General features: G+C 73.8%; 25 protein-coding genes. 18 read left to right on the top strand and 7 right to left on the bottom strand.

Features of this window, described 5'->3' with window-relative positions; genetic code table 11:
* The first annotated feature begins 8 nt into the window (after positions 1-8).
* Complete coding sequence (locus M0M48_RS22480; RefSeq protein WP_257752830.1) at positions 9-611, top strand: TetR/AcrR family transcriptional regulator; 603 nt, start codon at positions 9-11, stop codon at positions 609-611.
* Here M0M48_RS22480 and M0M48_RS22475 read toward each other — a convergent pair.
* Genes M0M48_RS22475 through M0M48_RS22465 form a run of 3 tightly spaced genes read right to left on the bottom strand, consistent with a single transcriptional unit; the run spans position 595 to position 2268 of the window.
* Positions 595-1548 carry a class I SAM-dependent methyltransferase gene (locus tag M0M48_RS22475; RefSeq protein ID WP_257752829.1) on the bottom strand — a complete coding sequence of 318 codons (954 nt, stop codon included), beginning with the start codon at positions 1546-1548 and terminating at the stop codon, positions 595-597. The genes M0M48_RS22480 and M0M48_RS22475 overlap by 17 nt on opposite strands.
* 46 nt (positions 1549-1594) lie before the next feature.
* Positions 1595-1984, bottom strand: coding sequence for a type II toxin-antitoxin system VapC family toxin (locus M0M48_RS22470; RefSeq protein ID WP_257752828.1), 390 nt, complete (start codon positions 1982-1984; stop codon positions 1595-1597).
* Positions 1981-2268, bottom strand: a complete 288-nt coding sequence (locus M0M48_RS22465) for a type II toxin-antitoxin system VapB family antitoxin (protein ID WP_257752827.1) — start codon at positions 2266-2268, stop codon at positions 1981-1983. The genes M0M48_RS22470 and M0M48_RS22465 overlap by 4 nt, the downstream gene beginning before the upstream one ends.
* A gap of 57 nt (positions 2269-2325) precedes the next feature.
* Between M0M48_RS22465 and M0M48_RS22460 the strand changes: the two genes are divergently transcribed.
* Positions 2326-3054 (top strand): oxidoreductase, encoded by a 729-nt coding sequence (locus M0M48_RS22460; protein WP_215812376.1) that lies wholly within the window; start codon positions 2326-2328, stop codon positions 3052-3054.
* Positions 3055-3329: 275 nt separating this feature from the next.
* On the opposite strand, the gene M0M48_RS22455 is transcribed toward M0M48_RS22460, so the two are convergent.
* On the bottom strand, positions 3330-4139 hold the full coding sequence (locus tag M0M48_RS22455; protein ID WP_257752826.1) for an HAD family hydrolase: 810 nt from the start codon (positions 4137-4139) through the stop codon (positions 3330-3332).
* Between the two features lie 131 nt (positions 4140-4270).
* Here M0M48_RS22455 and ssd point away from each other — a divergent pair, with 131 nt between their 5' ends.
* The 7 genes from ssd to M0M48_RS22420 all read left to right on the top strand — a co-directional run bounded on the left by ssd (position 4271) and on the right by M0M48_RS22420 (position 9625).
* Positions 4271-5407 carry a septum site-determining protein Ssd gene (gene ssd, locus M0M48_RS22450; protein WP_257752825.1) on the top strand — a complete coding sequence of 379 codons (1137 nt, stop codon included), beginning with the start codon at positions 4271-4273 and terminating at the stop codon, positions 5405-5407.
* A complete protein-coding gene (locus tag M0M48_RS22445; RefSeq protein WP_257752824.1) occupies positions 5407-6609 on the top strand; it encodes a TadA family conjugal transfer-associated ATPase in 1203 nt (400 codons plus the stop codon). The genes ssd and M0M48_RS22445 overlap by 1 nt, the downstream gene beginning before the upstream one ends.
* Complete coding sequence (locus M0M48_RS22440; RefSeq protein ID WP_257752823.1) at positions 6606-7418, top strand: type II secretion system F family protein; 813 nt, start codon at positions 6606-6608, stop codon at positions 7416-7418. The genes M0M48_RS22445 and M0M48_RS22440 overlap by 4 nt, the downstream gene beginning before the upstream one ends.
* Complete coding sequence (locus M0M48_RS22435; protein WP_257752822.1) at positions 7415-8170, top strand: type II secretion system F family protein; 756 nt, start codon at positions 7415-7417, stop codon at positions 8168-8170. The genes M0M48_RS22440 and M0M48_RS22435 overlap by 4 nt, the downstream gene beginning before the upstream one ends.
* Before the next feature lie 170 nt (positions 8171-8340).
* Positions 8341-8619: a DUF4244 domain-containing protein gene (locus M0M48_RS22430; RefSeq protein ID WP_257752821.1), complete on the top strand. Its 279-nt coding sequence runs from the start codon at positions 8341-8343 to the stop codon at positions 8617-8619.
* A 92-nt stretch (positions 8620-8711) separates the two neighbouring features.
* A complete protein-coding gene (locus tag M0M48_RS22425; RefSeq protein ID WP_257752820.1) occupies positions 8712-9047 on the top strand; it encodes a TadE family type IV pilus minor pilin in 336 nt (111 codons plus the stop codon).
* A gap of 203 nt (positions 9048-9250) precedes the next feature.
* Positions 9251-9625: an Rv3654c family TadE-like protein gene (locus tag M0M48_RS22420; protein WP_257752819.1), complete on the top strand. Its 375-nt coding sequence runs from the start codon at positions 9251-9253 to the stop codon at positions 9623-9625.
* 81 nt (positions 9626-9706) lie between these two features.
* Here M0M48_RS22420 and M0M48_RS22415 read toward each other — a convergent pair whose 3' ends face one another.
* A complete protein-coding gene (locus M0M48_RS22415) occupies positions 9707-10018 on the bottom strand; it encodes a hypothetical protein (protein ID WP_215812385.1) in 312 nt (103 codons plus the stop codon).
* 9 nt (positions 10019-10027) lie between these two features.
* Positions 10028-12400 (bottom strand): DEAD/DEAH box helicase, encoded by a 2373-nt coding sequence (locus M0M48_RS22410; RefSeq protein WP_257752818.1) that lies wholly within the window; start codon positions 12398-12400, stop codon positions 10028-10030.
* Positions 12401-12593: 193 nt separating this feature from the next.
* Here M0M48_RS22410 and M0M48_RS22405 point away from each other — a divergent pair, with 193 nt between their 5' ends.
* The 9 genes from M0M48_RS22405 (at position 12594) to topA (ending at position 25408) form a co-directional block, all read left to right on the top strand.
* Positions 12594-12926 carry an STAS domain-containing protein gene (locus tag M0M48_RS22405; RefSeq protein WP_215812387.1) on the top strand — a complete coding sequence of 111 codons (333 nt, stop codon included), beginning with the start codon at positions 12594-12596 and terminating at the stop codon, positions 12924-12926.
* A gap of 30 nt (positions 12927-12956) precedes the next feature.
* Positions 12957-14333, top strand: a complete 1377-nt coding sequence (locus M0M48_RS22400; protein WP_257752817.1) for an aminotransferase-like domain-containing protein — start codon at positions 12957-12959, stop codon at positions 14331-14333.
* A 145-nt stretch (positions 14334-14478) separates the two neighbouring features.
* Positions 14479-16779 carry a sodium-translocating pyrophosphatase gene (locus tag M0M48_RS22395; protein ID WP_257752816.1) on the top strand — a complete coding sequence of 767 codons (2301 nt, stop codon included), beginning with the start codon at positions 14479-14481 and terminating at the stop codon, positions 16777-16779.
* A gap of 2 nt (positions 16780-16781) precedes the next feature.
* Positions 16782-17573 carry a M14 family zinc carboxypeptidase gene (locus tag M0M48_RS22390; protein WP_257752815.1) on the top strand — a complete coding sequence of 264 codons (792 nt, stop codon included), beginning with the start codon at positions 16782-16784 and terminating at the stop codon, positions 17571-17573.
* Between the two features lie 66 nt (positions 17574-17639).
* Positions 17640-19022, top strand: a complete 1383-nt coding sequence (locus tag M0M48_RS22385; protein ID WP_257752814.1) for an Ig-like domain repeat protein — start codon at positions 17640-17642, stop codon at positions 19020-19022.
* A gap of 27 nt (positions 19023-19049) precedes the next feature.
* On the top strand, positions 19050-19973 hold the full coding sequence (locus tag M0M48_RS22380; RefSeq protein WP_257752813.1) for a hypothetical protein: 924 nt from the start codon (positions 19050-19052) through the stop codon (positions 19971-19973).
* Positions 19974-19982: 9 nt separating this feature from the next.
* Positions 19983-21476, top strand: coding sequence for a class I SAM-dependent methyltransferase (locus M0M48_RS22375; protein ID WP_257752812.1), 1494 nt, complete (start codon positions 19983-19985; stop codon positions 21474-21476).
* Between the two features lie 28 nt (positions 21477-21504).
* A complete protein-coding gene (locus M0M48_RS22370; protein WP_257752811.1) occupies positions 21505-22575 on the top strand; it encodes a DUF2510 domain-containing protein in 1071 nt (356 codons plus the stop codon).
* A gap of 109 nt (positions 22576-22684) precedes the next feature.
* Positions 22685-25408, top strand: coding sequence for a type I DNA topoisomerase (topA, locus tag M0M48_RS22365; RefSeq protein ID WP_215812395.1), 2724 nt, complete (start codon positions 22685-22687; stop codon positions 25406-25408).
* Here the strand turns inward: topA and M0M48_RS22360 are convergent.
* Positions 25405-26406 (bottom strand): serine hydrolase domain-containing protein, encoded by a 1002-nt coding sequence (locus M0M48_RS22360; protein WP_257752810.1) that lies wholly within the window; start codon positions 26404-26406, stop codon positions 25405-25407. The genes topA and M0M48_RS22360 overlap by 4 nt on opposite strands.
* Positions 26407-26439: the final 33 nt, after the last annotated feature.

The following is a 26439-nucleotide window of genomic DNA, read 5'->3' as shown; positions in this document are numbered from 1 at the left end:
TCGCGCGCATGAGCAGTCCGCTGCCCCCGGCCCTCGGTCGCCCCCGCAGCGAGGCGGCCCGTACCGCCGTGCTCCACGCCGTCGACGACCTCCTCGTCGAGGTGGGCTACGCCGCGATGACGATGACCGGCATCGCCGCCCGGGCGGGCGTGGGCAAGCAGACCGTCTACCGCTGGTGGTCGTCCAAGGCCGAGATCCTGCTCGAAGCCACCACCCACGACGCCGCGGGGGAGCTGCGCACGCCGCCCGGGCGCAGCTCCGCCGCCGAGCTCAGCGCCTACGCGAGCGCCGTCCTGGCCTTCCTCGGCTCCGCCCACGCCGGCCTCGCCTACCGCGCGCTGCTCGGCGAGGCCCAGCACGACGCCAAGATCGCCGCGCTCCTGCGCGACGGCGACCCGCTCGTCGCGAGCGGCCGGCCGGTCCTCCAGCGGGTCCTCGACCGCGGCGACCTGCCGGCGAGCACGGACCTCGACGCCGCGGTCACCGACTTCCTCGGCCCACTCGTCTACCGGGTGCTGATCGGGATCGGCGACGCGGCCGACCAGCCCGTGCGGCCCTATGTCACGCGCTACCTCGCCGGAGCGAGGGCCAAGGTCAGCGGAAGTCGATGAGCAGCATGCCGGAGTCGTCGTCGGCCGGCGGCTCCACGGCGGGCGCCAGCGCGACCGGGACGGTGGGCTCGCCGACGTACTCACCGGCGTACTCGCCGGCGGCCGACGCGCCCTCCGCACGCTCGGTGCCCTCGGCCGTCTCGGGGCCGCCGTCGACGGCGACCGGCTCCGGGTTCTTCGCGACGGTCTTGGGCTGGATGCCGACGACCGCGCGGAAGCACTCCGTGACGTAGGGCAGCTGCATGCCGTCCATGCCGCGGCCGAAGTCGTCGTAGAACGCGAGCACCTCGCGGATCCGCGACTCCTGCGCGCTGCGCTCGAGCCCGGCGACGTCGGGCAGCGAGCGGACCAGGTCCTGCACCGACGCGCGGTCGATGACCTGCCACTGCTTGAACGTCGTCTCCTCGGCCGGCCCGAAGTAGGGCGACGCCTCGAGCTCGTCGCCCACGCCCGTACCGGCGCTCTGGCGACCGATCAGGCCGCCGAGCCGCTTGACCCACGGGATCCGCTCGTCGCGCACGTTGCGCACGAACGCCAGCGAGCCGCCGCGCTTGAGCACCCGCGCGATCTCGGGCAGGGCCTGGTCGTGGTCGAACCACGCGTAGGCCTCGCCGACCACCACGACGTCGTACGTCGCGTCGGCGGCGGGGATCTCCTCGGCGCTGGTCTGCGAGACCCGCAGCTCGGGCAGCCGCAGGGCCAGCCGGTCGAGCATGCGCGGGTCGGGGTCGGTGGCGTGCACGTCGTGCCCGAGCGCGACGAGGTGCTCGGTCAGCTTGCCGGTCCCGGCGCCCAGCTCCAGCACCGACAGCGGCTCGTCGCCGGTCAGCCACGCCACGGCCTCGCGCGGGTAGCCCGGGCGGCCGCGGTCGTACGCCTCGGCCACGGCCCCGAAGCAGAGACCGGGCGCAGCGCTGGGGGTGGAGTCGGTAGCCATCCCGCCGAGGGTACGGCGAGCCGGCCCCCGGATCGTGGAGGCACGCTCAGCGTGCGCTGAGGACGTCGGTGTGCGTGAAGTCCACCCCCTTGAACAGCAGCGGCTCGCCCGAGGTGGCGCTCAGCGCGTAGGCGAAGCAGTCACCGAAGTTGAGCCGGGCTGGTGAGCCTGACCCGCGACCGTAGCGACGGAAGGCGATCCGGGCCGCCCGCGCGTGGGTCTCGGTCACCGGTTCGATAGCGAGACCGGCGGTCTCGACGATCCGGTCGAGTCGGTCGCCCGCGCCGTTGTCCCCCGAGCCGTCGGCCACCATCGTCGCCACGAGCCAGTTGGCCGCGGAGATCCGTGCCGACGTGCTCAGCAGCAGGCGGGCGAACTCCTCCCGTTCGGGTTCGTCGCGCAGGATCGCGACGAGTGCGGACGTGTCGACGATCATGCGGGCAATCCCGTCTGAGGGTCGTAGAGGTCGTCCTCGTTCCAGATCCGGTCGTCCCCTTCGGCCCGGGGACGCTCCTTCCACTCCAGTGCGAGGTTGCGGATGATGTCGATCCGCCGTTCCCGGTCCGCGGCCACCGGATCGCTCCCGTATCTCGCGAGCAGCAACTCCAACGCCTCCTCGATCGCACTCGTCTGGTTCTTTCCGGTCACCCGCGCCGCTTCGCGGGCGAGTGCATGGACCCGCTCGTTCTTGATGTTCAGGCTCATCTCGACCTCCGCCACGGAGTCTACCTTCTACCTTCGTGGCTGTCTACCTTTCTACCCTCCTAGGCTGCTGCCGTGACCTCCGACCCCCATGCCTGGCTCGTCTCGCTCGAGGGCGTCCCGTCCGGCTTCGCCGCGGCCCGCGACGGCATCGACGTCCTGCTGCGCGACCGTGGCCTGCGCCGGACCGGTCCGGACCTGACCGCCGAGTCGCTGCTGCGCGGTGCCCACGCGAGCGCCGTCCTCGAGGGCTCGACGGCGACGCTCGCGCAGGTGCGGGCGGGCGAGGGGGACGAGATCGCGGCGGACGCCGTACGGCTGGCGACCGAGCTGCTCTCGCTCGTCCCGGTGCTGCGCCGCCAGCCGCTCCAGGCGCTCGCCCGGATGCACACCCTGGCCGCGCGCGGGGTGCTGCCCGACGAGCTCCTCGGCCGGCCCCGCGACGGCGAGTCCGCGGCCAAGCTGCGGGGGATCGCCGAGCTGGTCACCGCGCCCACCGAGGCACCGGCGCTCGCGGTCGCGGCCGTCGTCCATGCCGAGCTGGTCACGGCGGCGCCGTTCGGCTCCCACAACGGCGTCGTGGCGCGGGCCGCGGAGCGGCTGGTGCTGGCGGCCAAGGGCGTCGACGAGAAGTCGCTCGTCGTACCGGAGGCGGCGCACCTGGCGCTGCGGCCCCAGTACGAGTCGAACCTGCGCGGCTGGGCCGGCGGCGGCCCTGCCGGGATGCACGCCTGGCTGCTGTACGCGACCGAGGCCTATGCGGCGGCCGCCGAGGCGAGCCCGCTCGTGCGGGACGCGGAATAGCCCGTACATGCAGGTGGCACCCGAGCCGACGAACGTCTCGGGTGCCACCGCTGACACGTGAACCATGGCTACCAGGCGTGCACCGGTAATTGCTGCCCCGGACATTTTCCGAGTTTCAGCGCCCTGTTAGGAAGGGTGGATCGCCGCGTGGGTACCGGGATCACGTGTTGCTCTTGAGTTCTTGAAGTCCTTTGTACGCCGCTGCCGAGGCACCTTCAAGGGTTGTCTTTTCGGCGTGGCCGGGGGAGTGTGGCCGGTTGGGGCCGCCTGCCGGTTCAGTCGCTGAACGTGCGGCGGCGGGCGCCGATCCAGACCGCGGTGCCGACCGCGACGACACCGCCCACCGCGAGCGCGGCGAGGGTCGGCTTCGGCGGTGGCAGGTGCAGCCGGGACTGCAGCGCGACCGGCCGGGTGAAGACCAGCACCGGCCAGCCGCGGGCGGCCGCGACCTTGCGCAGCTCCTTGTCGGGGTTGACCGCGTGGGGGAAGCCGACGGCCTCCAGCATCGGCACGTCGGTCACCGAGTCGGAGTAGCCGTAGCTGTTCTCCAGGTCGTAGCCGACGCTCTCGGCGAGCTCGCGGATCGCGTTCGCCTTCTCCTCGGCGTAGGCGTAGTACTCGATCTCGCCGGTGTAGCGGCCGTCCTCGACCTTGAGCCGGGTGGCGACGACGCGGTCGGCGCCGAGGAGGGCGCCGATCGGCTCGACCACCTCGCTGCCCGACGTGGAGACGATGACGACATCGCGCCCGGCGGCGTGGTGCTCCTCGATGAGGCGCACCGCCTCGTCGTACACCAGGGGGTCGACGACGTTGTGGAGCGTGTCGGCGACGATCTCGCGGACCGTCGCGACGTCCCAGCCGGCGCACAGCTGGGACATGAACTGGCGCATCTTCTCGACCTGGTCGTGGTCGGCCCCGCCGACCATGAAGACGAACTGGGCGTACGCCGAGCGCAGCACCGCGCGGCGGGAGATCAGGCCGCCGGCCTGGAACGGCTTGCTGAAGGCCAGCACGCTCGACTTGGCGATGATCGTCTTGTCGAGGTCGAAGAACGCAGCGGTCGGCGGCGTACCCGCGGAGGCCATGGGGACCATCGTAGGTCGCACCCGTCGCAGGCCGGTCCACCAGCCGTGCACAGCGCGCCGTCCGGGGCCGCTCGTCCACAGCTCCGCGCCGCTGGGGCGTGGGGTTCGCGGGCCCGGGCGAGAAGGTCGTCATGACCCGCAACCGACCCTCGAACCCGTCCTGGCCCGCCCGTCGTCGTACGGACGGGCCGCCCTTGGTGGTGACCGCTGATGACGCCCTCCTGGCCGAGCTCCTCCCGCTCGCCGCCGCGGCCGACGTGACCCCCGAGATCGCCGGCGACCCCCTGACCGCGCTGGTGACCTGGAGCCGCGCCTCCGTGGTGCTCGTGGGCGCCGACCTCGCCGCCGCCGTGGCGCAGGTGGCGCCCGAGTCCCGGCCGCACGTCTTCGTGCTGAGTCGCGAGCGGGCTCCCGACGACCTCTTCCGCACGACGCTCCACCTCGGTGCCGAGCAGGTCGTCGAGCTGCCCGGATCCGCGGGCTGGCTGGTCGAGCAGCTGGCCGACCTCACCGAGCAGCAGCCCGACCGCGGACGGGTGATCGGCGTCGTCGGCGGTAGCGGCGGGGCCGGGGCGACCACCCTCGCCTGCGCCCTCGGCCAGTGGGCGGCGCGCTCGGGAGCGGCCGCGGTCGTCGACTGCGACCCCCAGGGTCCCGGCCTGGACCGGATGCTCGGGCTCGAGGGACGCGACGGCTTCCGCTGGGACACCCTGAGCCGGACCACCGGGCGGCTCTCCGCGCGCGCCCTGCGCGAGGCCCTGCCCCGCCGCGGCTCGCTCGGGGTCCTCTCCTGGCACGTCGACGCCCGGGTCCCCTCCCTCCAGGCGTTCGCCGTGCGCGAGGTGCTGTCCGCGGCCCGCCGCGGTCACCGCGTGGTCGTCGTCGACCTGCCCCGCTCGCCTGACCCCCTCGTCGACGAGGTGGCCGCCCGCTGCGACCAGCTCCTCGTCGTCACGCTCGCGAGCGTCACCGGCGTCGCGGGCGCGGCCCGGATGCGGACCCGCTTCGCCGAGCACGCCGATCCCGCCCTGGTGCTGCGCGGCGAGGCGTTCGCGCCCGACGAGGTCGCCCGCGCGGTCGGGCTGCCCGTCCTGGTCCAGATGCGCGACCAGCGCGGGCTGGCCGAGGCGGTCGACCTCGGCCTCGGACCCCTCCGCTCCCTGCGCGGGCCCCTCGCCCGGGCCGTCGCGGGGATCCTCGGCGAGCCGGCGGCCGGCCCGGGTGCCGCGGTTGCGGCAGCCCGCCCGGCGGGCGAGGCGGTGGCCTGATGGACGCGGACGCCCCCGCCCTCGCCGCCCTGGTCGAGGAGGCGCGCCTCCGGCTCACCGCCGGCCCCGGCGCGCTCAGCCCGCACCGGGTTGCCGAAGCCTTGCGCACCGCCGGCCGCCCGGTCGGCGACGCCGCGGTGCTCGCCGTCTACGAGGCGCTGCGCCGCGACATCATCGGCGCCGGCCCGCTCGACCCCCTCCTGCGCCTGCCCGGCGTCACCGACGTCCTGGTCAACGGACCGGGCCCGGTCCGGATCGACCGTGGCCGGGGCCTGGAGCAGACCGAGGTCCGGATCGACTCCGAGGAGAGCTGCCGCCGCCTGGCCCAGCGCCTCGTCGCCAGCGGCGGCCGTCGCCTCGACGACGCGTCCCCCTACGCCGACGTGCGCCTGCCCGACGGCACCCGCTGCCACGCCGTCCTCGCCCCGCTGGCCCACCCGGGCACGGCCGTCTCGCTCCGCGTCCCGCGCCGCGGCGGCTTCTCGCTCGACGAGCTCCGCACCGCCGGCGCGCTGACCCCCGAGGGACTCGACGTGCTTCACGCCCTCGTCGCGGCCCGCGCCGCCTTCCTCGTCACGGGCGGTACCGGCACCGGCAAGACCACCCTCCTCGCCGCCCTCCTCGCCGCCGTCGACCCCACCGAGCGGATCGTCGTCGTCGAGGACGCCGCCGAGCTCCGTCCCGCCCACCCCCAGGTCGTCGCGCTGGAGGCGCGCCCGGCCAACATCGAGGGCTCCGGCGCCGTCTCGCTGCGCGACCTCGTCCGCCAAGCCCTCCGGATGCGTCCCGACCGCCTCGTCGTCGGCGAGGTCCGCGACGCCGCCGTCGTCGACCTGCTGGCCGCGCTCAACACCGGGCACGAAGGGGGCTGCGGGACGCTGCACGCGAACTCGGCGGGCGCCGTACCGGCTCGGGTGGAGGCGCTCGCCCTCAGCGCCGGCCTCGACCGCCCCGCGGCCCACAGCCAGCTCGCCTCGGCCCTCGACGTCGTCCTGCACGTCGTACGGGACCGCGGGTCGGGACTCCGCCGCCTCGGCGAGATCGCCGTCCTCGACCGCGACCACCGCACCGGCCTCGTCCGTACCGTCCCCGCCCTCACCTTCCCGGCCGGCTCGTCTGCCGGAGCGGTTGCCGCAGCCGTGCCCGGCCCGGAGGCCGCCGTCAGCGCCCTCCGCGCCCTGCTCCGAGGAGGCCCGGCGTGATCGCCGTCGCCCTGACGGTCACCGCCGCGGTCCTCCTCCTGGTCCCGCCGCACCCGCGCCTCCCCCTCGTCGGCAGGCCACGCCCCCCGCGCCGCTTGCACGGCCGCTCCCCGCTCATCCTGGCCGCCCTCGCCCTCCCGCTCCTCGCCACCACCGCCGCCGTCTCCCCACGAACCGTGCTCCTGGCCGCCCTCGCCGCCGCCCTCGTCACCGGTGCCCTCCGCCTCCTCGCCGCCCGCCGCCACGACCGCGCCGCCACCGACCTCCGCCGCCGCGTCATCGACCTCTGCGACGTCCTCCGCGCCGAGCTCGCTGCCGGCCAGACCCCCGCCGCCGCCCTCGACCACGCCGCCGCCGAGTGGCCGCCCATCGCCCCCGCCGCCCGCGCCGCCGCCACCGGAGGCGACGTCCCCACCACCCTCCGTACTCTCGCCACCACCCCCGGCGCCGACGCCCTCCGTATCGTCGCCGCCGCCTGGCACGTCTCCCACCGCACCGGCCACGGCCTCGCCGACGTCCTCACCCGCACCGCCGCCGACCTCCGCGCCGCCGAGCACACCCGCCGGATCGTCGCGGGCGAGCTCGCCTCCGCCCGCGCCACCGCCCGCCTCCTCGCCGCCCTCCCCTTCCTCGCCCTCCTCATCGCCTCCGGGGCCGGTGGGTCGGGGTCCGGATCCGGGCCGGGGCCGTGGCGCTTCCTCCTCACCCAGCCCGCCGGCCTCGCCTGTCTCACCGCCGGCCTCGCCTTCGGGTACGCCGGCCTCACCTGGATCGAAGCCCTCGCCCGCGACGTCGACCGCCTCTCATGACTGCCCTCGCGCTCGCCCATGCCATCGCGGTCGCCGCCGCGCTCCTCCTGCTCCTGCCCCCACGCCCCCGGCTCGCCCCGCCCTCCAGCTCCGGTCCCGGCCCTGCCTCCCGCCCCGATCCCGCTCCTGACTCGGGCGCGGATGCCGCGCCAGGCCTGCTCCGCCGCGGCCGACCGCTCTGGTCCGTCCTCGCCGGAGCCGGTACCGCGGCCCTCCTCGGCGGCCTTCTCGCCCTCCCCGCCGGTCTCGCCGCAGCCGCCGCGACCTGGATCGCCGCCACCCGCCTCGAGCCACCCGCCGTCCGGCGCCGCCGGGACGAGGTCCGCCGGGACCTCCCCCACGTCGTCACTCTCCTGGCCGCCGCCCTCCGCTCCGGCCTGGACCCAGCCGCCGCCATCGACCTCGTCTGCAGGGCCCTCCCCGGCCCCGCCGCGGCCCGGCTCGACACCACCGCCGCCCGCCTCCGCCTCGGCGGGGACGTCGCTGCCGCCTGGACCGGCCTCGCCCACGACCCCGACCTCGCCCCCCTCGGCCGGACCCTCGCCCGCGCCCACCGCACCGGAGCCCCGGTCGTCGCCGCGGTCGAACGCCTCGCCGCCGACCTCGCCGCCCACGCTCGTGCCGAGACCGAGGACCGGGCTCGGGCAGTCGGCGTACGCGCCGCCGTACCGCTCGGGTTGTGCCTCCTCCCCGCCTTCCTCCTGCTCGGCATCGTCCCGCTCGCCGTCTCCCTCGCCATCTCCATCGTCTGAACACCCACCGCCCCCACCCGCCCCACTCCCAACCCCCCTCCTTCCCCACCCCGCCTTCCCACCCCTTCCCCTCCACAGCCCCGCCCTGCCCCCACCCCATCCGGCCCCATCCCCGCGCACGCTCGTCCCTCCACCACCGCCGCACCCGCGGCCCCGACGATCGGAGCGATATGTCCCACCACCCGTCCCACCCGTCCGACCACCCCTCCCGCGACCGCCGTCCCGGGCCGTCCGTCCCATGCCGCCGTCACCAGCCTCACCGCAGCGGCCCCCGACGCCCTCGACCGTGCAGCCATCAACGCGGCGTCACCACCGCCGAGTACGCCGTCGCCACCGCGGCCGGAGCCGGCTTCGCCGGCCTCCTCTTCAAGCTGCTCACCGGAGGCCTGGGCAGCCGCCTCATCACCAGCCTGTTCGACCGCGTCCTGTCGGTCCTCCAGCTCGGATGAGCACCGTGCCTCGTCGTCCCCTGACCAGCCCGCGACGGCACCGGTACTCGCGTGGGCAGCCGCGTCGGGACCGGCGCCACCAACGCGGCGCCGTGACCGCCGAGCTCGCTCTCGCGCTGCCGATCCTGCTGCTCGTCACCGCGGGCCTCGTCTGGCTGCTCGCGGTCGCCGTCGGCCAGGTCCGTACGGTCGACGCCGCCCGTGAGACCGCCCGCGCCCTCGCCCGCGGCGACGACCCGGGATCAGCACTCGCCCTCGGCCGTCAGGTCGCTCCCGACGGAGTCCGCCTTTCCGTCACCCACGACGGCGACCAGGTCGTCGTCCACGCCCGCGGGCGGATCGCCGGCCCCGGAGGCCTGTTCCACTCCCTGCCCGGCGCCGAGCTGCGGGCCGAAGCCGTCGCCCTGACCGAGGAGAAGGCCCCATGATCGCCCGCCGCCCCACCACACCGGAGCGCAGACGCCTCTTCCGGCCGCCCCCAATGACCCCACTTCCGGCGATGCTCGCAGCCCTCCGCGCTCGGCTCGCCTGGAGCCGCCATCGGTACCGCCGCAGCCGCAGTCGCAACCACGCCGGTCATCCCGACGCGGCCAACGCGGCCGGCGTGGATGGCGTGGATGGCGTGGATGGCATGGACGACGTGGACGCCACCCAGCGTGGTGCCGCGACCGTGCTGACCGTCGCCATGGCAGGCGTGTTGCTCCTGGCCGGTACCGCGGCCGCAGGTCTCAGCGCCCTGGTCGTCGACCACCGCCGTGCCCAGGCCGCCGCCGACCTGGCCGCCTTGGCCGCTGCGGCTCAGTCCGGACAGGGCTCTGGCCCCGCCCCCGCCCCCGCCCCCTGTACGACGGCCGCCCGCGTCGCCAGCGCCAACGGAGCCACCCTGCGCTCCTGCCGCCGCGTCGGACCAGACGTCGTCGTCGCCGTAGCAGTGCAGGGACCCCGCTGGTTCGGCCGCCAAGACGACCTCACGGCCTCAGCCCGCGCCGGCCCCTCGACCCCCTGAGCGGCGAGCCGCTCAGCCCGGTCAGCCGCCCAGCACGCTCAGCACGCTCAGACGAGCAGCACGGTCAGCCGGGCAGACCAGTCAGCTGTCCCCGTCGTCCCGCCGCTCACCCCGCCGCTCGAGATCAGCCTCATCCAGCTTCTCCGACAGCTCAGCAAGCCGCTTGTGCTCCTTGCGGCGCTTCCAGCCCTGCTTCATCCCGCCCTTGATCATCCACAGCCCGAGGACGGTGAGCAGCATGGAGATCGCGCCCCAGAGCACGAGGGTGCGGGGGGCGACGTCCATGTTGAGGATCTCCGCCGAACGATGGTTGTAGTCGATGCTGGCGCCGAAGAAGCTGAGGACGAGCCCGAGCACTCCGAGCACCAGTACGACGAGTCCGAGCAGGAGCATGGCCGCAGGCTACGCCACGTCGGGGGGTGCGGCGGTGAGCAACGCGTCGAGAAGTGCCACGGCGCCCGCTTTGTCCAGGGGGTCGTTGCCGTTGCCGCACTTGGGGGACTGGATGCAGGAGGGGCAGCCGGCGGTGCACTCGCAGGCGGCGATGGTGGCGCGGGTGGCGCGCAGCCAGGAGGCGGCGGTGCGGTAGCCGCGCTCGGCGAAGCCGGCGCCGCCGGGGTGGCCGTCGTGGACGAAGACGGTCAGGACGCCGGTGTCGGGGTGGCGGGCGGTGGAGACGCCGCCGATGTCCCAGCGGTCGCAGGTTGCGAAGAGAGGAAGGAGGCCGATCGAGCAGTGCTCGGCGGCGTGGGCGGCGCCGGGGAGGTCGGCGAGGTCGAGGCCGGCGCGGGCGAGCAGGGGAGTGATGACCTCGTCGGGCACGGTCCACCAGACGGCGGCCGTGGACAGGGTGCGGGCGGGGAGGTCGAGGGGGGTCTCGTCGATGACCTCGCCGGTGCGCAGCCGCCTCCGGAGGTACGACGTCACCTGGTTGGTCACCTCGACGGTGCCGAACGAGACCTGGCAAGGGCCCCAGGCGACGTGCTCGCGCTCGGCGACGATCCGGATGTCGGTGATGTCGCGGGCGGTGGTGGTGTGGTCGACCGAGACCTGGCTGAGGGTGGCGACGCGCTCGTCGAGGTCGAGCTCGTCGACCCGCCAGGTCTGGCCGCGGTGCAGGTAGATCGCGCCGGTGTGGGCGGTGCTGTGGGCGCGGCTGCCGTCGACGGTGCCGACGACGCGGCCGGTGGCGCCCTCGACGAGCTGGACCTGGGCGCCGCCGGCGGAGCGGATGTCGGCGAGGTCGGCGGCGCGGGAGCGGTCGGTCCAGTACCAGCCGGCGGCGCGGCGGCGCAGGAGTCCGCGCTCGACGAGGGAGCCGAGCACCTCGCGCATGCGGGGGCCGAACAGGGGCGCGTCGGCGACGGTGACGGGCAGCTCCTGGGCGGCGGCGCACAGGTGGGGGCCGAGGATGTAGGGGTTGTCGGTGTCGAACACGGTGCCCTCGACGGGGCGGCCGAGCAGGGCGTCGGGGTGGTGCACGAGGTAGGTGTCGAGCGGGTCGTCGCGGGCGACGAAGAGGCCGAGGGCGCCCCCGCCGTCGCGCCCGGCGCGGCCGACCTGCTGCCAGAACGCCGCGCGGGTGCCGGGGTAGCCGGTGACGACGACGGCGTCGAGGCCGCTGACGTCGATGCCGAGCTCGAGGGCGTTGGTCGCGGCCATGCCGAGCAGGCGGCCGCTGCGGAGGTCCTCCTCGAGCGCACGGCGCTCCTCGGGGAGGTAGCCGCCGCGGTAGGAGTCCACCCGGCCGGCCAGCGAGGGGTCGACCTCGGCGACGAGCTCGCCGGCGCGCTGGGCGACGGTCTCGACGCCGTGGCGGGAGCGGACGAAGGCGAGGGTGCGCACGTCCTCGACGACGAGGTCGGCGAGCAGGTCGGCGGTCTCGGCGGTGGCGGGACGGCGGACGGGCGCCCCGTTCTCCCCCCGGTACGACGTGAGGGGCGGCTCCCACAGCCCCACCTGGAGCGCGCCGCGGGGCGAGCCGTCGGTGGTCACGGCGGTCACGTCGAGCCCGGTCATCCGCCGCGCGGTGAGGTCGGGGTCGGCGACGGTGGCCGAGGCCAGGATGAACGTGGGCGAGGAGCCGTAGGCCGCGCACACCCGCCGCAGCCGCCGCACGATCTGGGCCACGTGGGCGCCGAACACGCCGCGGTAGTGGTGGCACTCGTCGATGGCGACATAGCGCAGCGAGCGGAAGAACTGGGTCCAGCGCTCGTGCCCGGGCAGCAGCGAGCGGTGGAGCATGTCGGGGTTGGAGAGGACGTACTCGCCGTGGTCGCGGGTCCACTCCCGCTCCTCGGGCGTGGAGTCGCCGTCGTGGGTGGCGACGCGGACGTCGAGCCCGAGGTCGTGGATGGCCGACCACTGGTCGTGGGCGAGGGCCTTGGTGGGCGCGAGGTAGAGCACGGCGGTACCGCGCTGGCCCCGCGGGCCGCGGGTGGCGCGGATGTCGGAGAGCGCGGGCAGGAGGTAGGCCAGCGACTTGCCGGACGCCGTCCCGGTGGCGACGACGACGTGTTCGCCGCGGTGGGCCGCCTCGGCGACGGCGACCTGGTGGGCCCAGGGGCGAACCACGCCGCGCGCCTCGTACGCCGCGACGACGGCCGGGTCGGCCCAGGCCGGCCAGTCCGCGTGGACCGCCGCCCGCGCCGGGACCTCACGGCGGTGGGTGAGCCGCTCGGCCCGTCCGGGGAGCGCGGTGAGCCGGTCGAGGAGCGCGATCGGGTCCCGTCGGCCGGCGGCGGCCGGGAGACGGAGATCGGGCTGCGCGGTCACGGTTCGATTGTCGCAACCACCCCCGACACAACGGAACACGACGCGGCGGAGAGGGCCGGGGAGGCGGCAGGAAGAGGGTCGGAGGGACGCGCTCCCGTTCCCGCGGATTCCGCACTCGCTGTGCGCCCGGGCGGCCGACATGGTTTGATGAGTGCCACTGCATACGTAGGTGAGTACTCCCGGGGTGAGGGTCGTGAATCTGACACTGTCGACGCGCGAGGTCGGTGGGCGCACCGTCGTTGCCGTAGGTGGCGAGATCGACGTCTACACCGCCCCCAAGCTCCGCGACACGATCACCGAGCTGGTCGCCGCGGGTACGTACCACCTCGTGGTGGACATGGAGGGCGTCGAGTTCCTCGACTCCACCGGTCTCGGCGTGCTGGTCGGCGGCCTCAAGAAGGTCCGCGCCCACGACGGCTCGCTCGAGCTGGTCTGCAACGCCGACCGGCTGCTCAAGATCTTCAAGATCACCGGGCTGGCGAAGGTCTTCGTCATCCACGACTCCGCCGACGCCGCTCTGGCCTGACCGGCCACCGGCACGCCGTACGACGTCCGCGTGCCCGCCACCGTGCGTGAGCTGCTCTCGGCCATCGAGGCCCGCCTCGACGAGCCGACGGCGCGGGGACTCGCGGCCGCCGTCGGCCGGGCCCTGCGCGACGGCGAGCTGACCGGCGGGGAGCGGCTGCCGCCGATCCGCACGGTCGCCCGCGAGCTGGCGCTCTCGCCGACCACGGTGAGTGCAGCGTGGTCGATCCTGGCGCGGGCGGGCGCGATCCGGACGGCGGGGCGCAACGGCACGATCGTGGCCGAGCAGGCGCAGCCGGCCGAGGGCCGGATCCGGCGGGTGGTCGACCCGCGGGCGCAGTTCGCGCTCGACCTGTCCACCGGGGTCCCGGACGTCGCGCTGCTGCCCTCGCTGACCACCGCGCTGCAGGTGCTGAGCACCGCGGGTGCCTCGGAGAGCTACCTGGAGGACCCGGTGCTGCCCGAGCTCCAGGAGCTGATCCTGGAGGACTGGCCGACCCCGGCGTCCTCGCTGGCGATCGTCGACGGCGCGATGGACGCGGTCGAGCTGGTGGTCCGCTCCCAGCTCCAGTACGGCGACACGGTGGTCGTCGAGCACCCCGAGTTCCCGCCTGCGCTCGACATCTTCGAGGCCGCCGGCGTCGGCGTGATCGGCGTCCGCCTCGACGACGAGGGCGTCGTCCCGGCCGAGCTGGAAGCGGCGCTGGCCAAGGGGCCGCGGGCGTTCTTCCTGCAGCCGCGGGCGCACAACCCGACCGGCATCTCCACCACGCCCCGGCGCGCCGAGGAGCTCGCCCGGGTGCTGGAGGAGGCGCCGTCGCCGGTGCTGGTCGTCGAGGACGACTCCGCCGGCGCGATCAGCACCTCGCCGGACGTCAGCCTGGGCGCGTTCCTGCCCGAGCGGACGGTGCACATCCGCAGCTTCGGCAAGTCCCACGGTCCCGACCTGCGGCTGGCGGCGGTGTCCGGTCCCGACGAGGTGCTCGCCGGGATCGCGCGGCTGCGCCAGCTGGGCCAGGGCTGGAGCAGCCGGCTGCTCCAGCGGGTGCTGCTGGAGCTGTTGTCCGACGACGCCGCGGTCGCCCAGGTCGCCGCCGCCCGGACGACGTACGCCGAGCGGCGGGCCGCGTTCTGCGCGGTGCTGCGGCGCCACGACATCGAGGTGACCGGGCGCGACGGGCTCAACGTGTGGGTGCCGGTCCGCGACGAGTCGGCCGCGCTGGTGCGGCTGGCGTCGCTGGGCATCGGCGTGATGCCGGGCGGGCCGTTCCAGGTGTTCGCGGGGGAGGGCGCCTTCGTCCGGGTCACGGTCGGGCTCCTGGACGAGGAGCTCGACGAGCTCGACGAGGTCGCGGAGCGGGTCGCCGAGGCCGCGCAGATGGGCGCTTGGCACAGCCGCGTGCGCTGAGACGGCGCTGAGACACGCCCGGGACGTGTGACTCACATCACAACGTCCATGTGTTCTACGCCACAGTCTGCGTAGACTCCGGGCCACGATCTCAGACCTGGGTCTTCCCTGACCCGAAGCTGAACTCCCCCAGGAGGCAAGTCGTATGCCCCGTCCGCTCGTCGTCGATGTCGAAGTCACCGGGGGCGACCTCGCCCTGGTGGCGATCGTGGCCGTGATCGCTCTCGGATCTCTGGGCATGGCCGTGCTGTTCAGATCGGAGGTCCTCCGCGCCGGCGAGGGCACCGCGAACATGCAGCGGATCGCCCAGGCCGTCCAGGAGGGGGCGAACGCCTACCTCACCCGGCAGTTCCGCACCCTGACGATCTTCGCGGCCATCGCGTTCATCGTCCTCCTCGCGCTGCCAGCCCATACCGCCGACGGCGCCACGGGTCTGCAGTCCGAGTGGGGGGTCCGGATCGCCCGGTCGGTCTTCTTCCTCGTGGGAGCGGGCTTCTCCGGGGCGGTCGGCTACCTCGGCATGTCGCTCGCGGTGCGCGCCAACCTGCGCGTCGCCGCCGCGGCCAACGAGCAGGGCCGCGACCCGGCGATGAACATCGGCTTCCGCACGGGTGCCTTCGTCGGCATGTTCACCGTGGGTCTCGGCCTGCTCGGCGCGAGCGTCGTGGTCATGGTCTTCCAGGAGACGGCGCCCAACGTGCTCGAGGGCTTCGGCTTCGGCGCCGCGCTCCTCGCGATGTTCATGCGGGTCGGCGGCGGCATCTTCACCAAGGCCGCCGACGTCGGTGCCGACCTCGTCGGCAAGGTCGAGCAGAACATCCCCGAGGACGACCCGCGCAACGCCGCGACGATCGCGGACAACGTGGGCGACAACGTCGGCGACTGCGCCGGCATGGCGGCCGACCTCTTCGAGTCGTACGCCGTCACGCTGGTCGCCGCGCTGATCCTCGGGTCGCAGGCCTTCGGCGACCAGGGCCTGGTGTTCCCGCTCATCGTCCCGGCGATCGGTGCCCTCTCGGCCATCGCGGGCGTCTACCTCACCAAGCCCCGCGCCGGCGAGAGTGGCCTGAAGACGATCAACCGGGCGTTCTACCTCTCGGCCGCCGTCGGCCTGGTCGCGAGCGCGATCGCCGCCTTCGTCTACCTCCCGAGCGACTGGTCCGAGCTCGGCACGGGCGTCGAGGCGGACCTCTCGCCGCAGCTGTTCGCCGCCGGGGCGGTGGCGATCGGCATCGTCCTCGCCGCCGCGATCCTCGCGCTCACCGGCTACTTCACCGGCACCGAGCACCGCCCGGTCAACGACGTCGCCCGTACCTCGCTGACCGGCCACGCCACGGTCATCCTGTCCGGTCTCTCGGTCGGTCTCGAGTCCGCGGTCTACACGGCGATCGTGATCGGTGCCGCGGTCTTCGGCGCGGCGCTGCTCGCCGGTGGCTCCACGGGCCTGGCGCTGTTCGCCGTCGCCCTGGCCGGTTGCGGTCTGCTCACCACGGTCGGCGTCATCGTCGCGATGGACACGTTCGGCCCGGTCTCCGACAACGCGCAGGGCATCGCGGAGATGTCCGGCGACGTGAGCGAGGACGGCGCGAAGATCCTCACCGAGCTCGACGCGGTCGGCAACACGACCAAGGCGATCACCAAGGGCATCGCGATCGCCACGGCCGTGCTCGCGGCGAGCGCGCTGTTCGCGTCGTACACGCAGAGCGCGTTCGCCGAGGCCGGCGACGTCCTGTACGACGACTTCCTCGTCTACGACGCCAAGCTGATCGTCGGCGCCCTGCTGGGCGCGGGCGTGGTGTTCCTGTTCTCCGGCCTGGCGATCAACGCCGTCGGCCGGGCGGCGGGAGCGGTCGTCTACGAGGTACGCCGCCAGTTCCGCGAGATCCCCGGGATCATGGAGGGCACGGGTCGTCCGGAGTACGGCCGCGTGGTCGACATCGTCACCCGCGACTCGCTGCGCGAGCTGGCGACGCCCGGCATCCTCGCCATCCTGAGCCCGATCGCGGTGGGCTTCGGCCTCGGCGTCGGTCCGCTCGCCGGGTTCCTGGTCGGCGCGATCGCGTCCGGCACGCTGATGGCGGTGTTCCTCGCGAACGCCGGCGGGGCCTGGGACAACGCGAAGAAGCTCGTCGAGGACGGTCACCACGGCGGCAAGGGCTCCGAGGCCCACGCCGCGACGGTCACCGGTGACACGGTCGGCGACCCGTTCAAGGACACCGCCGGTCCGGCGATCAACCCGCTCCTCAAGGTGATGAACCTGGTGTCGCTGCTGATCGTGGGCGCCGTCGTCAGCCTCTCCTACGGCGAGGACAAGAACGACGTCGTCCGGATCCTCATCGCGCTGGCCGCGGCCGCTGGCATCTTCGCCGCGGTCTACATCTCCAAGCAGCGGTCCTCCGCGATCGACGACGGCGCCTCCGAGCCCGCCGCGACGGAGGCCGTCTGAGCGTGCGGCGCACCCTGGCCGCGCTGGCGGCGACCTTCGTGGCCGTCGCCGGCGCGGCCGCCGTCGTACCGTCGCCCGCCGCCGAGGCGACCGCACCGTCGGCCCCGAACGCCGTCGCGGCCCCGCAGGCGCTGACGCGCACCGTGATCGGGCATTCCGTGCGCGGGCGCCCGATCCGCGCGTTCTACCGGGGTGATCCGGATGCCACCCACGTCCTGCTCGTGCTCGGGCAGATGCACGGCGACGAGAAGGCCGGACCCGCCACGGCGCGCTGGCTCAAGAAGCACCTCACCCCCAAGCCGGGGACCGGGATCTGGGTGATCCCGACGATGAACCCCGACGGCGCCGCTCGTCGTACCCGCACCAATGCGCACGGGGTCGACCTCAACCGCAACTGGCCCACCAGCGGCTGGTCCAGCGCCCGGCGCGGCACCCGCTACTGGGGCGGTCCGCGGCCGGCCAGCGAGCCGGAGACGCAGGCGATGATCGCGTTCCTGCGCCAGGTCGCTCCGGACTACATCGCCTCGATCCACCAACCCCTGCGCGGGATCGGCCGCAGCGGCCGCGACGTCCGCTGGGAGAAGCGGCTCGCCCGCAACCTCCACCTCCCGCGCCGCCACTTCGGCGTCGGCAACCCGTCCGGGACCGTGTCGCCGACGCTGACCGGCTGGTACGACAGCACCCTCGGCCGGCACGGCGTCGCCACCACGATCGAGTACGGCGCCCGTACGTCGGTCCGGTTCCGCACCGCGGTCGCCGGCCGGGGCATCGCCCGCGCGGCGCGGGTCCGCTAGGGATCCCCGAAAACTAGGGGTCTTCCCCTGACGCGGAGCTGCCGCCCCTCCTGGCCGAATGGTGCGGTGACCAGAGCCCTGCGTTTCGTCGCCGTCCTCGTCGCGCTCCTCCTCGGGACCGGCCTCCTGCACCCCTCACCCGCGAGCGCGGCCGATCGCCCCGGCGGCTGGTACGACGGCGGGATCGGCTACACGCAGGTCGTCAACTGCATCGGCCTGATCCAGGGAACGCCCTACACCGAGGCAGGCATCGGTGCGTACGCCGGCTACTGGGCCGACCCGGACAGCGGCGTCCCCGCGGTGGGGCAGACGTTCTGGATCCACTACTCCGTCCACGGCCTGGGCAATCCCTGCCTCGGGGGGACCTACTTCCGCCCGCGGATCGCGCTGCCGCCCGGCGTCGTCTTCGACACCTCCCAGCAGATCCGCTGCGGCTACAACGGGTCCGGCGGACCGGCGCCGATGCAGGGCTGCCCGGGTTGGGGGAACCTCACGAACGGCACGTACTCCAACAACCGCGACCAGGGCCTGTGGGGGGTCGCGCAGGGTGGGCGCTGGGAGTTCCAGTTCCCGGTGCGCGCCACGCAGCCGGTGTCGGGCGCGAACCTGAACATCTCGCTCGACACCCTCGACGGGAACTCGGACAGCACGGTCGCCCTGCGCGCGCCGGTCTACGTGTTCGCGGTCGCCGGCGGTGGGGGGACGCCGGCCACGCCGTCGTACCAGGTGCTGTACGACAACCCGTCGACCGTCGCCGCGACGCACAACCCCGACGGCGGGGTGACGCCGTACGGGATCGTGTCGGAGTTCCAGGCGATCACGAACAACCGGCCGGGCGTGCTGCGGATCGAGTTCGCGACGGGCCTCGACCAGCCGACGTACCAGGTGGAGGTGCCGGTGCCGGCCAACTTCGGGTCGTCCGTCTACGGCTGGACCGACTGGGCGCCGTTCGCGAGCCTGATCGTGCCGGGCCGCAAGAACTACTGGCGCGGCGCGTTCACCCCCACCGGCGGCTCGACCGTCTACGGCCCCCTGCAGACGTTCACGATCGCGAGCTCCGGCAGCGGCGTGACCGGGACCGGGCCGATCGGCGGCACCACCGGCGGTATGCCTGGCGGCCTGTCCGGCAGCTCCGGCACGCTCGGCGGCACGGTCACCTCGCTCAAGGTCGCCGCCCGGGTCAGCGCCAAGGCGGTCGGCAAGGCCCCCACCTCTCGCCGCAAGGCCAAGGTCCAGGTCGTCGTGAAGCCCACCCGCGGCGTCGCGTCCGGCGTCGTGACCGTGACCGAGAAGGGCCGCAAGGTCGGCAGCGGGACGCTGCGCGGCGGCAAGGTGGTGGTGAGCCTGAAGAAGCTCAAGGCGGGCAAGCACCGCCTCGTCGTGCGCTACGGCGGCAGCCAGGCGACGTCGGCGGCGAGCACGGCGCTGGTGATCCGGGTACGGCGCTAGTGCGGCCAGGGGTGTGAGACTGCGTGGATGTCCTCTGAGCAACCTTCCGCCGCCCCCACGCTGGAGGAGCTGATCGACCTGCTGGTCGCCGGCAATGATCCGGTGCGGGGCTATCGCGGCACGTTCACCGTGGTCGAGGACGGTGCCCTGGTGCGCGAGCGGCGGATCTGGCGGCTACGGGACCTCGCCCGCGTCGAGGATGCGTCCGGCCGTGGGATGACGGTCGCCGGCGACCGACGGGTCTGGTACTTCCCCGGCGGAGAGCGGCCCCGGGACTTCGGCGGCATTCCGGCCGAGGTCGAGGGACTGCTGCTCGACCCGCGGGAGTACTGGACGACCTGGTTGTCGAAGGCCCCGGAGCATGTCACCAGCACGCTGCGTCCGGTCGTTCACGAGAACCGGTCCAGCTGGCAGTTCTCCGCGCCCGAGGTCAAAGGTGGTTCGCCCACCATCACCGTTGATGCCGAGCTGGGACTCGTGGTCCGCGCCGCCCGGGAGGATCTCGGCTCCTGGGCGGAGTGGAGCGACCTGGAGGTCGATCCGTCGCTGGAGATGGGGTTCTTCGTGCCGACCGAGGCGGACCGGGCGCTTCCGTCGCAGCCTCGCGGCACGTCGTACGACGACGTCGATCCTGACGTCGTGGCGCAGCGCGCCACCGAGGACCTCCGCCTCTACGGCGCCGTCGCCGAGGCGCTGGCCGATCCGCACGCGGTGCTCGACGTGCTCCTGGGAGTCGATGCCGAGGCCGAGCGGAACGACCCGGGTGAGGACGACGAGGCGGCCGCGGCCGCGTTGCAGGAGCGGTTCGGGTTCGACCGGCTTCAGGCCCATGCGGTCCTCGACCTGCAGCTGCGCCGGGTGACGCCGGTCCAGCGCGCCCGGATCGCCGCCTACTGCGACGATCTCCGCGCGGAGCTGGCCCACGCGAAGCGGCGGCCGGCCACGCCGTAGCGTGGCCCCGTGCTGCCCGTCGCCCTCGCCGCGCCCCTGCGCGAAGCCCTCCTCGCCGCCGACTTCACCTACGACGCCGTCAGCGACCTGCTCGGCCCCGAGGCGCACCAGGCGCTCTCGCGCAACGAGACCCGCCCCGGCCTGCGCCGTACGACGGACGGGAGCCCGCTGGCGACGCTGGTCCGGCTCTTCCTGCTGCAGGCCGCGGTGCCGGTGTCCGAGGCGGAGCGGGCGCTGCCCGGGCTGGTCGACCGGCTGGCCAATGCGGGCGCGCTGGTGCAGAGCGTGGGGGAGGTCGCGGCGCGGCTCGACGTACGCCCCTACGGGTCGGAGGAGGGGGACCTGTGGGTGGTCAGCGACCTGACTCCGGGGCTGGACGGGATCCCGACGGCGGTGACCGGTGACTACGTGCTGGGGATCAGCCCGGCGTCGTCGAGCCTGGCCCAGCTGACGCTGCGGCACGACGTGGGGACCGCGCTCGACCTCGGGACCGGGTGCGGGGTCCAGGCGCTGCACCTGGCGGCGCACAGCGACCGGGTGGTCGCGACCGACGTCAACCAGCGGGCGCTGGCGATCGCCCGGTTCAACGCGGCGCTCAACGACGTCGACGACAAGGTCGAGGTGCGCGAGGGGTCGTTCTTCGGGCCGGTCGCGGGGGAGCGGTTCGACCTGATCGCGACCAACCCGCCGTTCGTGATCTCGCCGGCGACCGGTGAGCGCCTCGTCTACCGCGACTCGGGGCTGCCGGGTGACCAGGTCGTCGAGCACATCGTCCGGACCGCGCCCGACCACCTGACCGACGGCGGCTGGTGCCAGGTGCTCGCCAACTGGGTCATCGAGAAGGACCGGCCCTGGGACGAGCGGATCGGCGGCTGGCTGCCCGACGAGTGCGACGCGCTGGTGGTCCAGCGCGAGGTGCTCGACCCGGCGTCGTACGTCGAGCTGTGGCTCAAGGACTCCGGGCACCACCCGGCCACCGGTGGTGACCCCGCGACCTACGGCCGGCGCTACGACACGTGGCTGTCCTGGCTGGAGCAGCAGGGTGTGGCCGGCGTCGGTTTCGGCTGGCTCAACCTGCGCCGGCGCGCGGACGTCGCGCCGGGCGCGCTGGTCCGCGATCTCCTCGAGTGGCCGTACGACGTCGAGCAGCCCATCGCTCCGGCGATCTCGGCGTGGGCCGACTCGTCCCTGGCCGCGCGGTCGCTGGACGCCGGCTCCCACCTGGTGCTGCGCGAGGACGTCGTCCAGGAGACCTCCGGGCCCGTCGGCGGCGAGGACCCGGCCACGATCGTGCTCCGCCAGCAGCGCGGGTTCCGCCGCGCCCGCCAGGTCGACACGGTCGTCGCCGCGGTGGCCGGCGCGTGCGACGGCGAGCTCGCCGTGGGCCCGCTGGTCGACGCCGTCGGGCAGCTCCTGGACCGCGACCCGGCCGGTCTGCGGGAGGTCTACCTGCCCGAGCTGGCCGAGCTCGTGGCCGAAGGGTTCCTCGCGCCCGGCGAGTGACCACGCCGCCGTGCGGCAGACTGGGCGCGTGACGAACGCAGGCTGGTACCCCGACCCCGCTGGCGCGCCCGACACCTACCGGTACTGGGACGGCCAGGCGTGGAGCCAGATGACCACGACGCAGCCGTCCGGCGGCGGCGCGGCCTCCTCGGCTCCCGCGACGCCTCCGGCCCCGCCGGCACCGGAGGTCCCGCCGACCGCGGCAACCGCGCTGCCCCCGGCCCAGCCGGCGTACCAGCAGCAGCCGTACCAGCCGCAGTACCAGCAGCCGCAGTACCAGCAGCAGCCCCAGCCCGCCTGGAGCCCGACCCCGCCCCCGGGCGGGACGGGCGGCACCGGCGGTACCGGCGGCGGGAGCACCGGCAAGACGGTCGGCATCGTCGTCGCGGCGGTCCTCGTCCTGGCCCTGCTCGGCGTGGGCGGCTTCTTCGGCATCCGCGCGCTCAGCGGTGACGACGACGGCGGCGGCGGCGACAAGAAGGCCGACGACCCCACGTCGCAGACCAGCGACGGCCCGACCGACGAGACCTCGTCGACCGTGCGCCCGACCGGCATCCAGTGCACCGGCGGCAAGCCGGAGCCGGCCACTGCCCCGGACCCGAGCGCCACGACGCTCACCGGCGGCGGTCTCAGCATCCCCAAGCTCGACGGCTACACCACCGACGCACGCCAGTCGCCGGCCCACACCTACGCCGACGGGTTCATCTCCCAGGTCGCCGAGGTCGTGCCCCAGAAGTGGATCTCGCTCTACGGCGTCGGTGCGATCCCGCGCGCCCACGGCTTCGAGGGCGTCGACTCCACGGCCGAGATCATCATGCAGTGCCTCACCACCAACGACCAGATCTACAAGGGCTTCTCGAAGCGCACGGACCTGAAGCGTGAGGAGATCTCCGTCGACGGCAAGCCGGCCTACCGGATCACCTCGGAGATCCGGGTCAAGGGCCAGGGCCTCCCGATCGAGGGGGACGTCACCACCGTCGTGATCGTCGACACGGGCGACCCGGCGTCGTACGGCGTCTTCATCGGGGTCGCGCCCATCGGGGACGACGCCCGGATCGCCCAGGAGGAGCAGGTCATCGGGGAGATCTCCGTCGGCTGAGAGGCCTCCCCGACCGTCCCACCTGGACGCCGCTCGCCACCCTGCTGGACACCACGCGCTACCGTGAACCGCCGGATCAGGCAGCGCACAAGTAGCAGAGAAGGTCTCCGTGTCCCACAAGTTGGTGATCGTCGAGTCGCCGGCGAAGGCCCGCACCATCGGCGGGTACCTCGGCGACGGCTTCGTCGTCGAGTCCTCCATCGGCCACATCCGGGATCTCCCGAACAACGCCGCCGACACCCCGGCCAAGATCAAGGACAAGCCGTGGGGTCGGCTGGCGATCGACGTGGAGCACGACTTCACGCCGTACTACATCGTCCCGCGCGACAAGAAGTCCCACATCGCCAAGCTCAAGCAGCTCCTCAAGGACGCCGACGAGCTCTACCTCGCCACCGATGAGGACCGCGAGGGCGAGGCGATCGCCTGGCACCTCCTCGACGAGCTCAAGCCCAAGGGCATCCCGGTCAAGCGGATGACCTTCAACGAGATCACCCGGGCGGCCATCCAGGCCGCCGCCGCCAACACCCGCGACCTCGACATGGACCTCGTCGAGGCCCAGGAGACGCGCCGCATCCTCGACCGTCTCTACGGGTACGAGGTCTCGCCGGTGCTGTGGCGCAAGGTGATGTCGGGTCTGTCCGCCGGCCGCGTCCAGTCCGTCGCGACCCGGCTCGTGGTCGACCGCGAGAAGGAGCGGATGGCCTTCAAGGTCGCCTCCTACTGGGACCTCGAGGGCACCTTCGACGCCGGCTCCGCGCACGACCAGCGGATGTTCCCGGCCAAGCTCTACAGCGTTGACGGGACGCGGGTGGCGAGCGGCTCGAACTTCGGGCAGGACGGCCAGCTCAAGGCGCGCGCCGACGTCGTCCACCTCGACCAGCGGCGGGCCCAGGCGCTCGTCAGCGGCCTCGCCGACAGCACGTACGACGTCCGGTCGGTCGAGTCCAAGCCCTACCGCCGTTCCCCCTACGCCCCCTTCCGCACGACCACGCTCCAGCAGGAGGCCAGCCGCAAGCTCGGCATGAGCTCGAGCGTGACGATGTCGGTCGCGCAGCGACTGTACGAGAACGGCTTCATCACCTACATGCGTACCGACTCGACGACGCTGTCGGGCAGCGCCATCGGGGCGGCGCGGGCACAGGTGCAGGAGCTCTACGGCGCGGAGTACCTCCCCGACGCCCCCCGCACCTACGCCAACAAGGTCAAGAACGCCCAGGAGGCGCACGAGGCGATCCGTCCGGCGGGCGACTCGTTCCGCACGCCGGCCCAGACCGGTCTCAAGGGCGACCAGTTCCGGCTCTACGAGCTGATCTGGATGCGCACCGTCGCCTCGCAGATGAAGGACGCCGTCGGCCAGTCCGTCACGATCCGCCTCGGCGGCGCTGCGAGCACCGGTGAGGACGTCGTCTTCTCCGCGTCCGGCCGGGTGATCACGTTCCACGGGTTCCTCAAGGCCTACGTCGAGGGCACCGACGACAACGCGGCCAAGGACGACCAGGAGACGCGGCTCCCCAACCTGCACGAGGGCGACCGGGTCTCGGCCGCGTCGCTGAGCGCCAACGGTCACGAGACCAAGCCGCCGGCCCGCTACACCGAGGCCACGCTCATCAAGGAGCTCGAGGAGCGCGAGATCGGCCGCCCGTCGACGTACGCGTCGATCATCGGGACGATCCTCAACCGCGGCTACGTCTACAAGAAGGGCACCGCGCTGGTGCCGGCGTGGATCGCGTTCTCGGTGATCCGACTGCTCCAGGAGCACTTCTCGCGGCTGGTCGACTACGACTTCACCGCGGGCATGGAGACCGTCCTCGACGACATCGCCAAGGGCCAGAAGGACCGGGTCAGCGAGCTCAGCGAGTTCTACTACGGCTCCGACCGCCTCGAGGGCCTGCAGCCGCTGGTGACCGGGCTCGGCGACATCGACGCCAAGGAGCTCGCGACCTTCCCGGTCGGCGACGAGGACGACGGCATCCACCTGCGGGTCGGCAAGTACGGTCCCTACCTCGAGGGCCCCGGCGACGACGGCGCGGCGTTCGCCAAGCGCGCCAACGTGCCCGAGGACCTCCCGCCGGACGAGCTGACCGTGGCCAAGGCCAAGGAGCTGCTCGCCAACCCGGCCGGCGAGGAGATCGATCTCGGCGTCGACCCCGAGACCGGGCTGCAGGTCGTCGCCAAGAACGGCCGCTTCGGTCCCTACGTCACCGAGGTGCTTCCGGAGGACGCGCCCAAGAGCGCCAAGCCGCGCACCGGCTCGCTGTTCAAGTCGATGTCGCTCGACACCGTCACGCTCAGCGACGCGGTCAAGCTGCTCGCCCTGCCGCGCGTCGTCGGCGCCGGCGAGGACGGCGAGGAGATCACCGCCCAGAACGGCCGCTACGGGCCGTACCTCAAGAAGGGCACCGACTCGCGCTCGCTCACCAGCGAGGACCAGATCTTCGGGATCACGCTCGACGAGGCGCTCAAGATCTACAGCCAGCCCAAGCAGCGCGGCCGGGCCGCCGCGGCGCCGCCGCTCAAGGAGCTGGGCAACGACCCGGTCTCCGGGCAGCCGGTGGTCGTCAAGGCCGGCCGGTTCGGCGAGTACGTCACCGACGGTGAGTACAACGCGACCCTGCGCAAGGACGACTCGGTCGAGGAGATCACCCTCGAGCGCGCCGCCGAGCTGCTGGCCGAGCGCCGGGCCAAGGGCCCCGCCAAGAAGGCGGCCAAGAAGGGCGCGAAGAAGGCCGCCGCGAAGAAGACGCCGGCCAAGAAGGCGGCTGCGAAGAAGACGACCACCAAGAAGGCCGCGGCCAAGAAGGCGCCGGCCAAGAAGGCCGCCAAGAAGGCCTAGCCCGCGTCCTGCCACGCGCCGAGCACCGCGGCGACGACCTCGCCGCCGCGGTCCCCGTCCGTGAGGACGACGAGGCCGACGCCGGCCGCCGGGTTGACCCGGAGCTCGGCGTGGAAGCCACGGTTGACGCCGAGGTGGCCGACGGTGGCGCCGTCGTCCCCGATCTCGGTGCCGAGGCCGTAGCGGCCGTCGGTGCCGGCGGCCGGGGTGCGCATCCGGACGGCGCGCGGGTCCGCGGAGCCGAGCCAGCCGGCGAACCGGGCGAGGTCGGCGGCGGTCGCGCAGAGGCCGGCGGCCGCGGCCTCGGCGTACCGGAGCGTGGCGCCGGGGCAGGCGTAGCCGCTCGCGGTCATCCGCAGGGGTGTGAGCACGGTCCGTTGCACGACGTCGGCGAACGGCTCCCCGGTCACCTCCTCGACCACCTCCTGGGCGATCGTGAACCCGCCGCCGGAGTAGGCGTAGGTGCCCGGCTCCTCGCTCTGCCGGATGCCGTCGAGCGCCTCGGCCGTCGTCGGCAGCGGCCGGACCGCCGGGCGCCCGCGGTAGCCCGGCGTACCGATGCCGGCGGTGTGCGACAGCAGCCGGCGCAGGGTGACCGCGTCCGGGTCGGGGAACTCGGCGGGCAACCGCCACGCCCGCAGGTACGACGACACGGGCGCGTCGAGGTCGAGGATCCCCTCGTCGGCCAGGGTGAGCACGGCCGCGGCCGCGACGGTCTTGGAGATCGAGCCCACCTGGAGCAGCTGGTCCTCCGGTACGCCGAAGCCGCGGGTCCAGGCGACCTCGCCGTCCTTGCTCACGCCGACGGTGACGCCGGGGACGTCCGCGTCGCGCTGCGCGGGCGGGACGGCGTCCGTGATCGCCCGGGTGACCGCGGCCAGGTCGCGGGGCGCCGGGAGCGCGTGGGAGACGCTGTCGTCGCGCAGGAGCCACCAGCCGAGGGCGGCACCGCCGACGAGCAGGAGGACGACGCCGAGGGCGGTCTTGGTGGTCCACATGACAACGCGAGCGTAGGACGGTCGCCCCGGACG

This window comes from Pimelobacter simplex (genome assembly GCF_024662235.1).
In the GTDB taxonomy this organism is placed as follows: Bacteria; Actinomycetota; Actinomycetes; order Propionibacteriales; family Nocardioidaceae; genus Nocardioides.
This window is presented reverse-complemented; position numbering and strand designations above follow the sequence as displayed.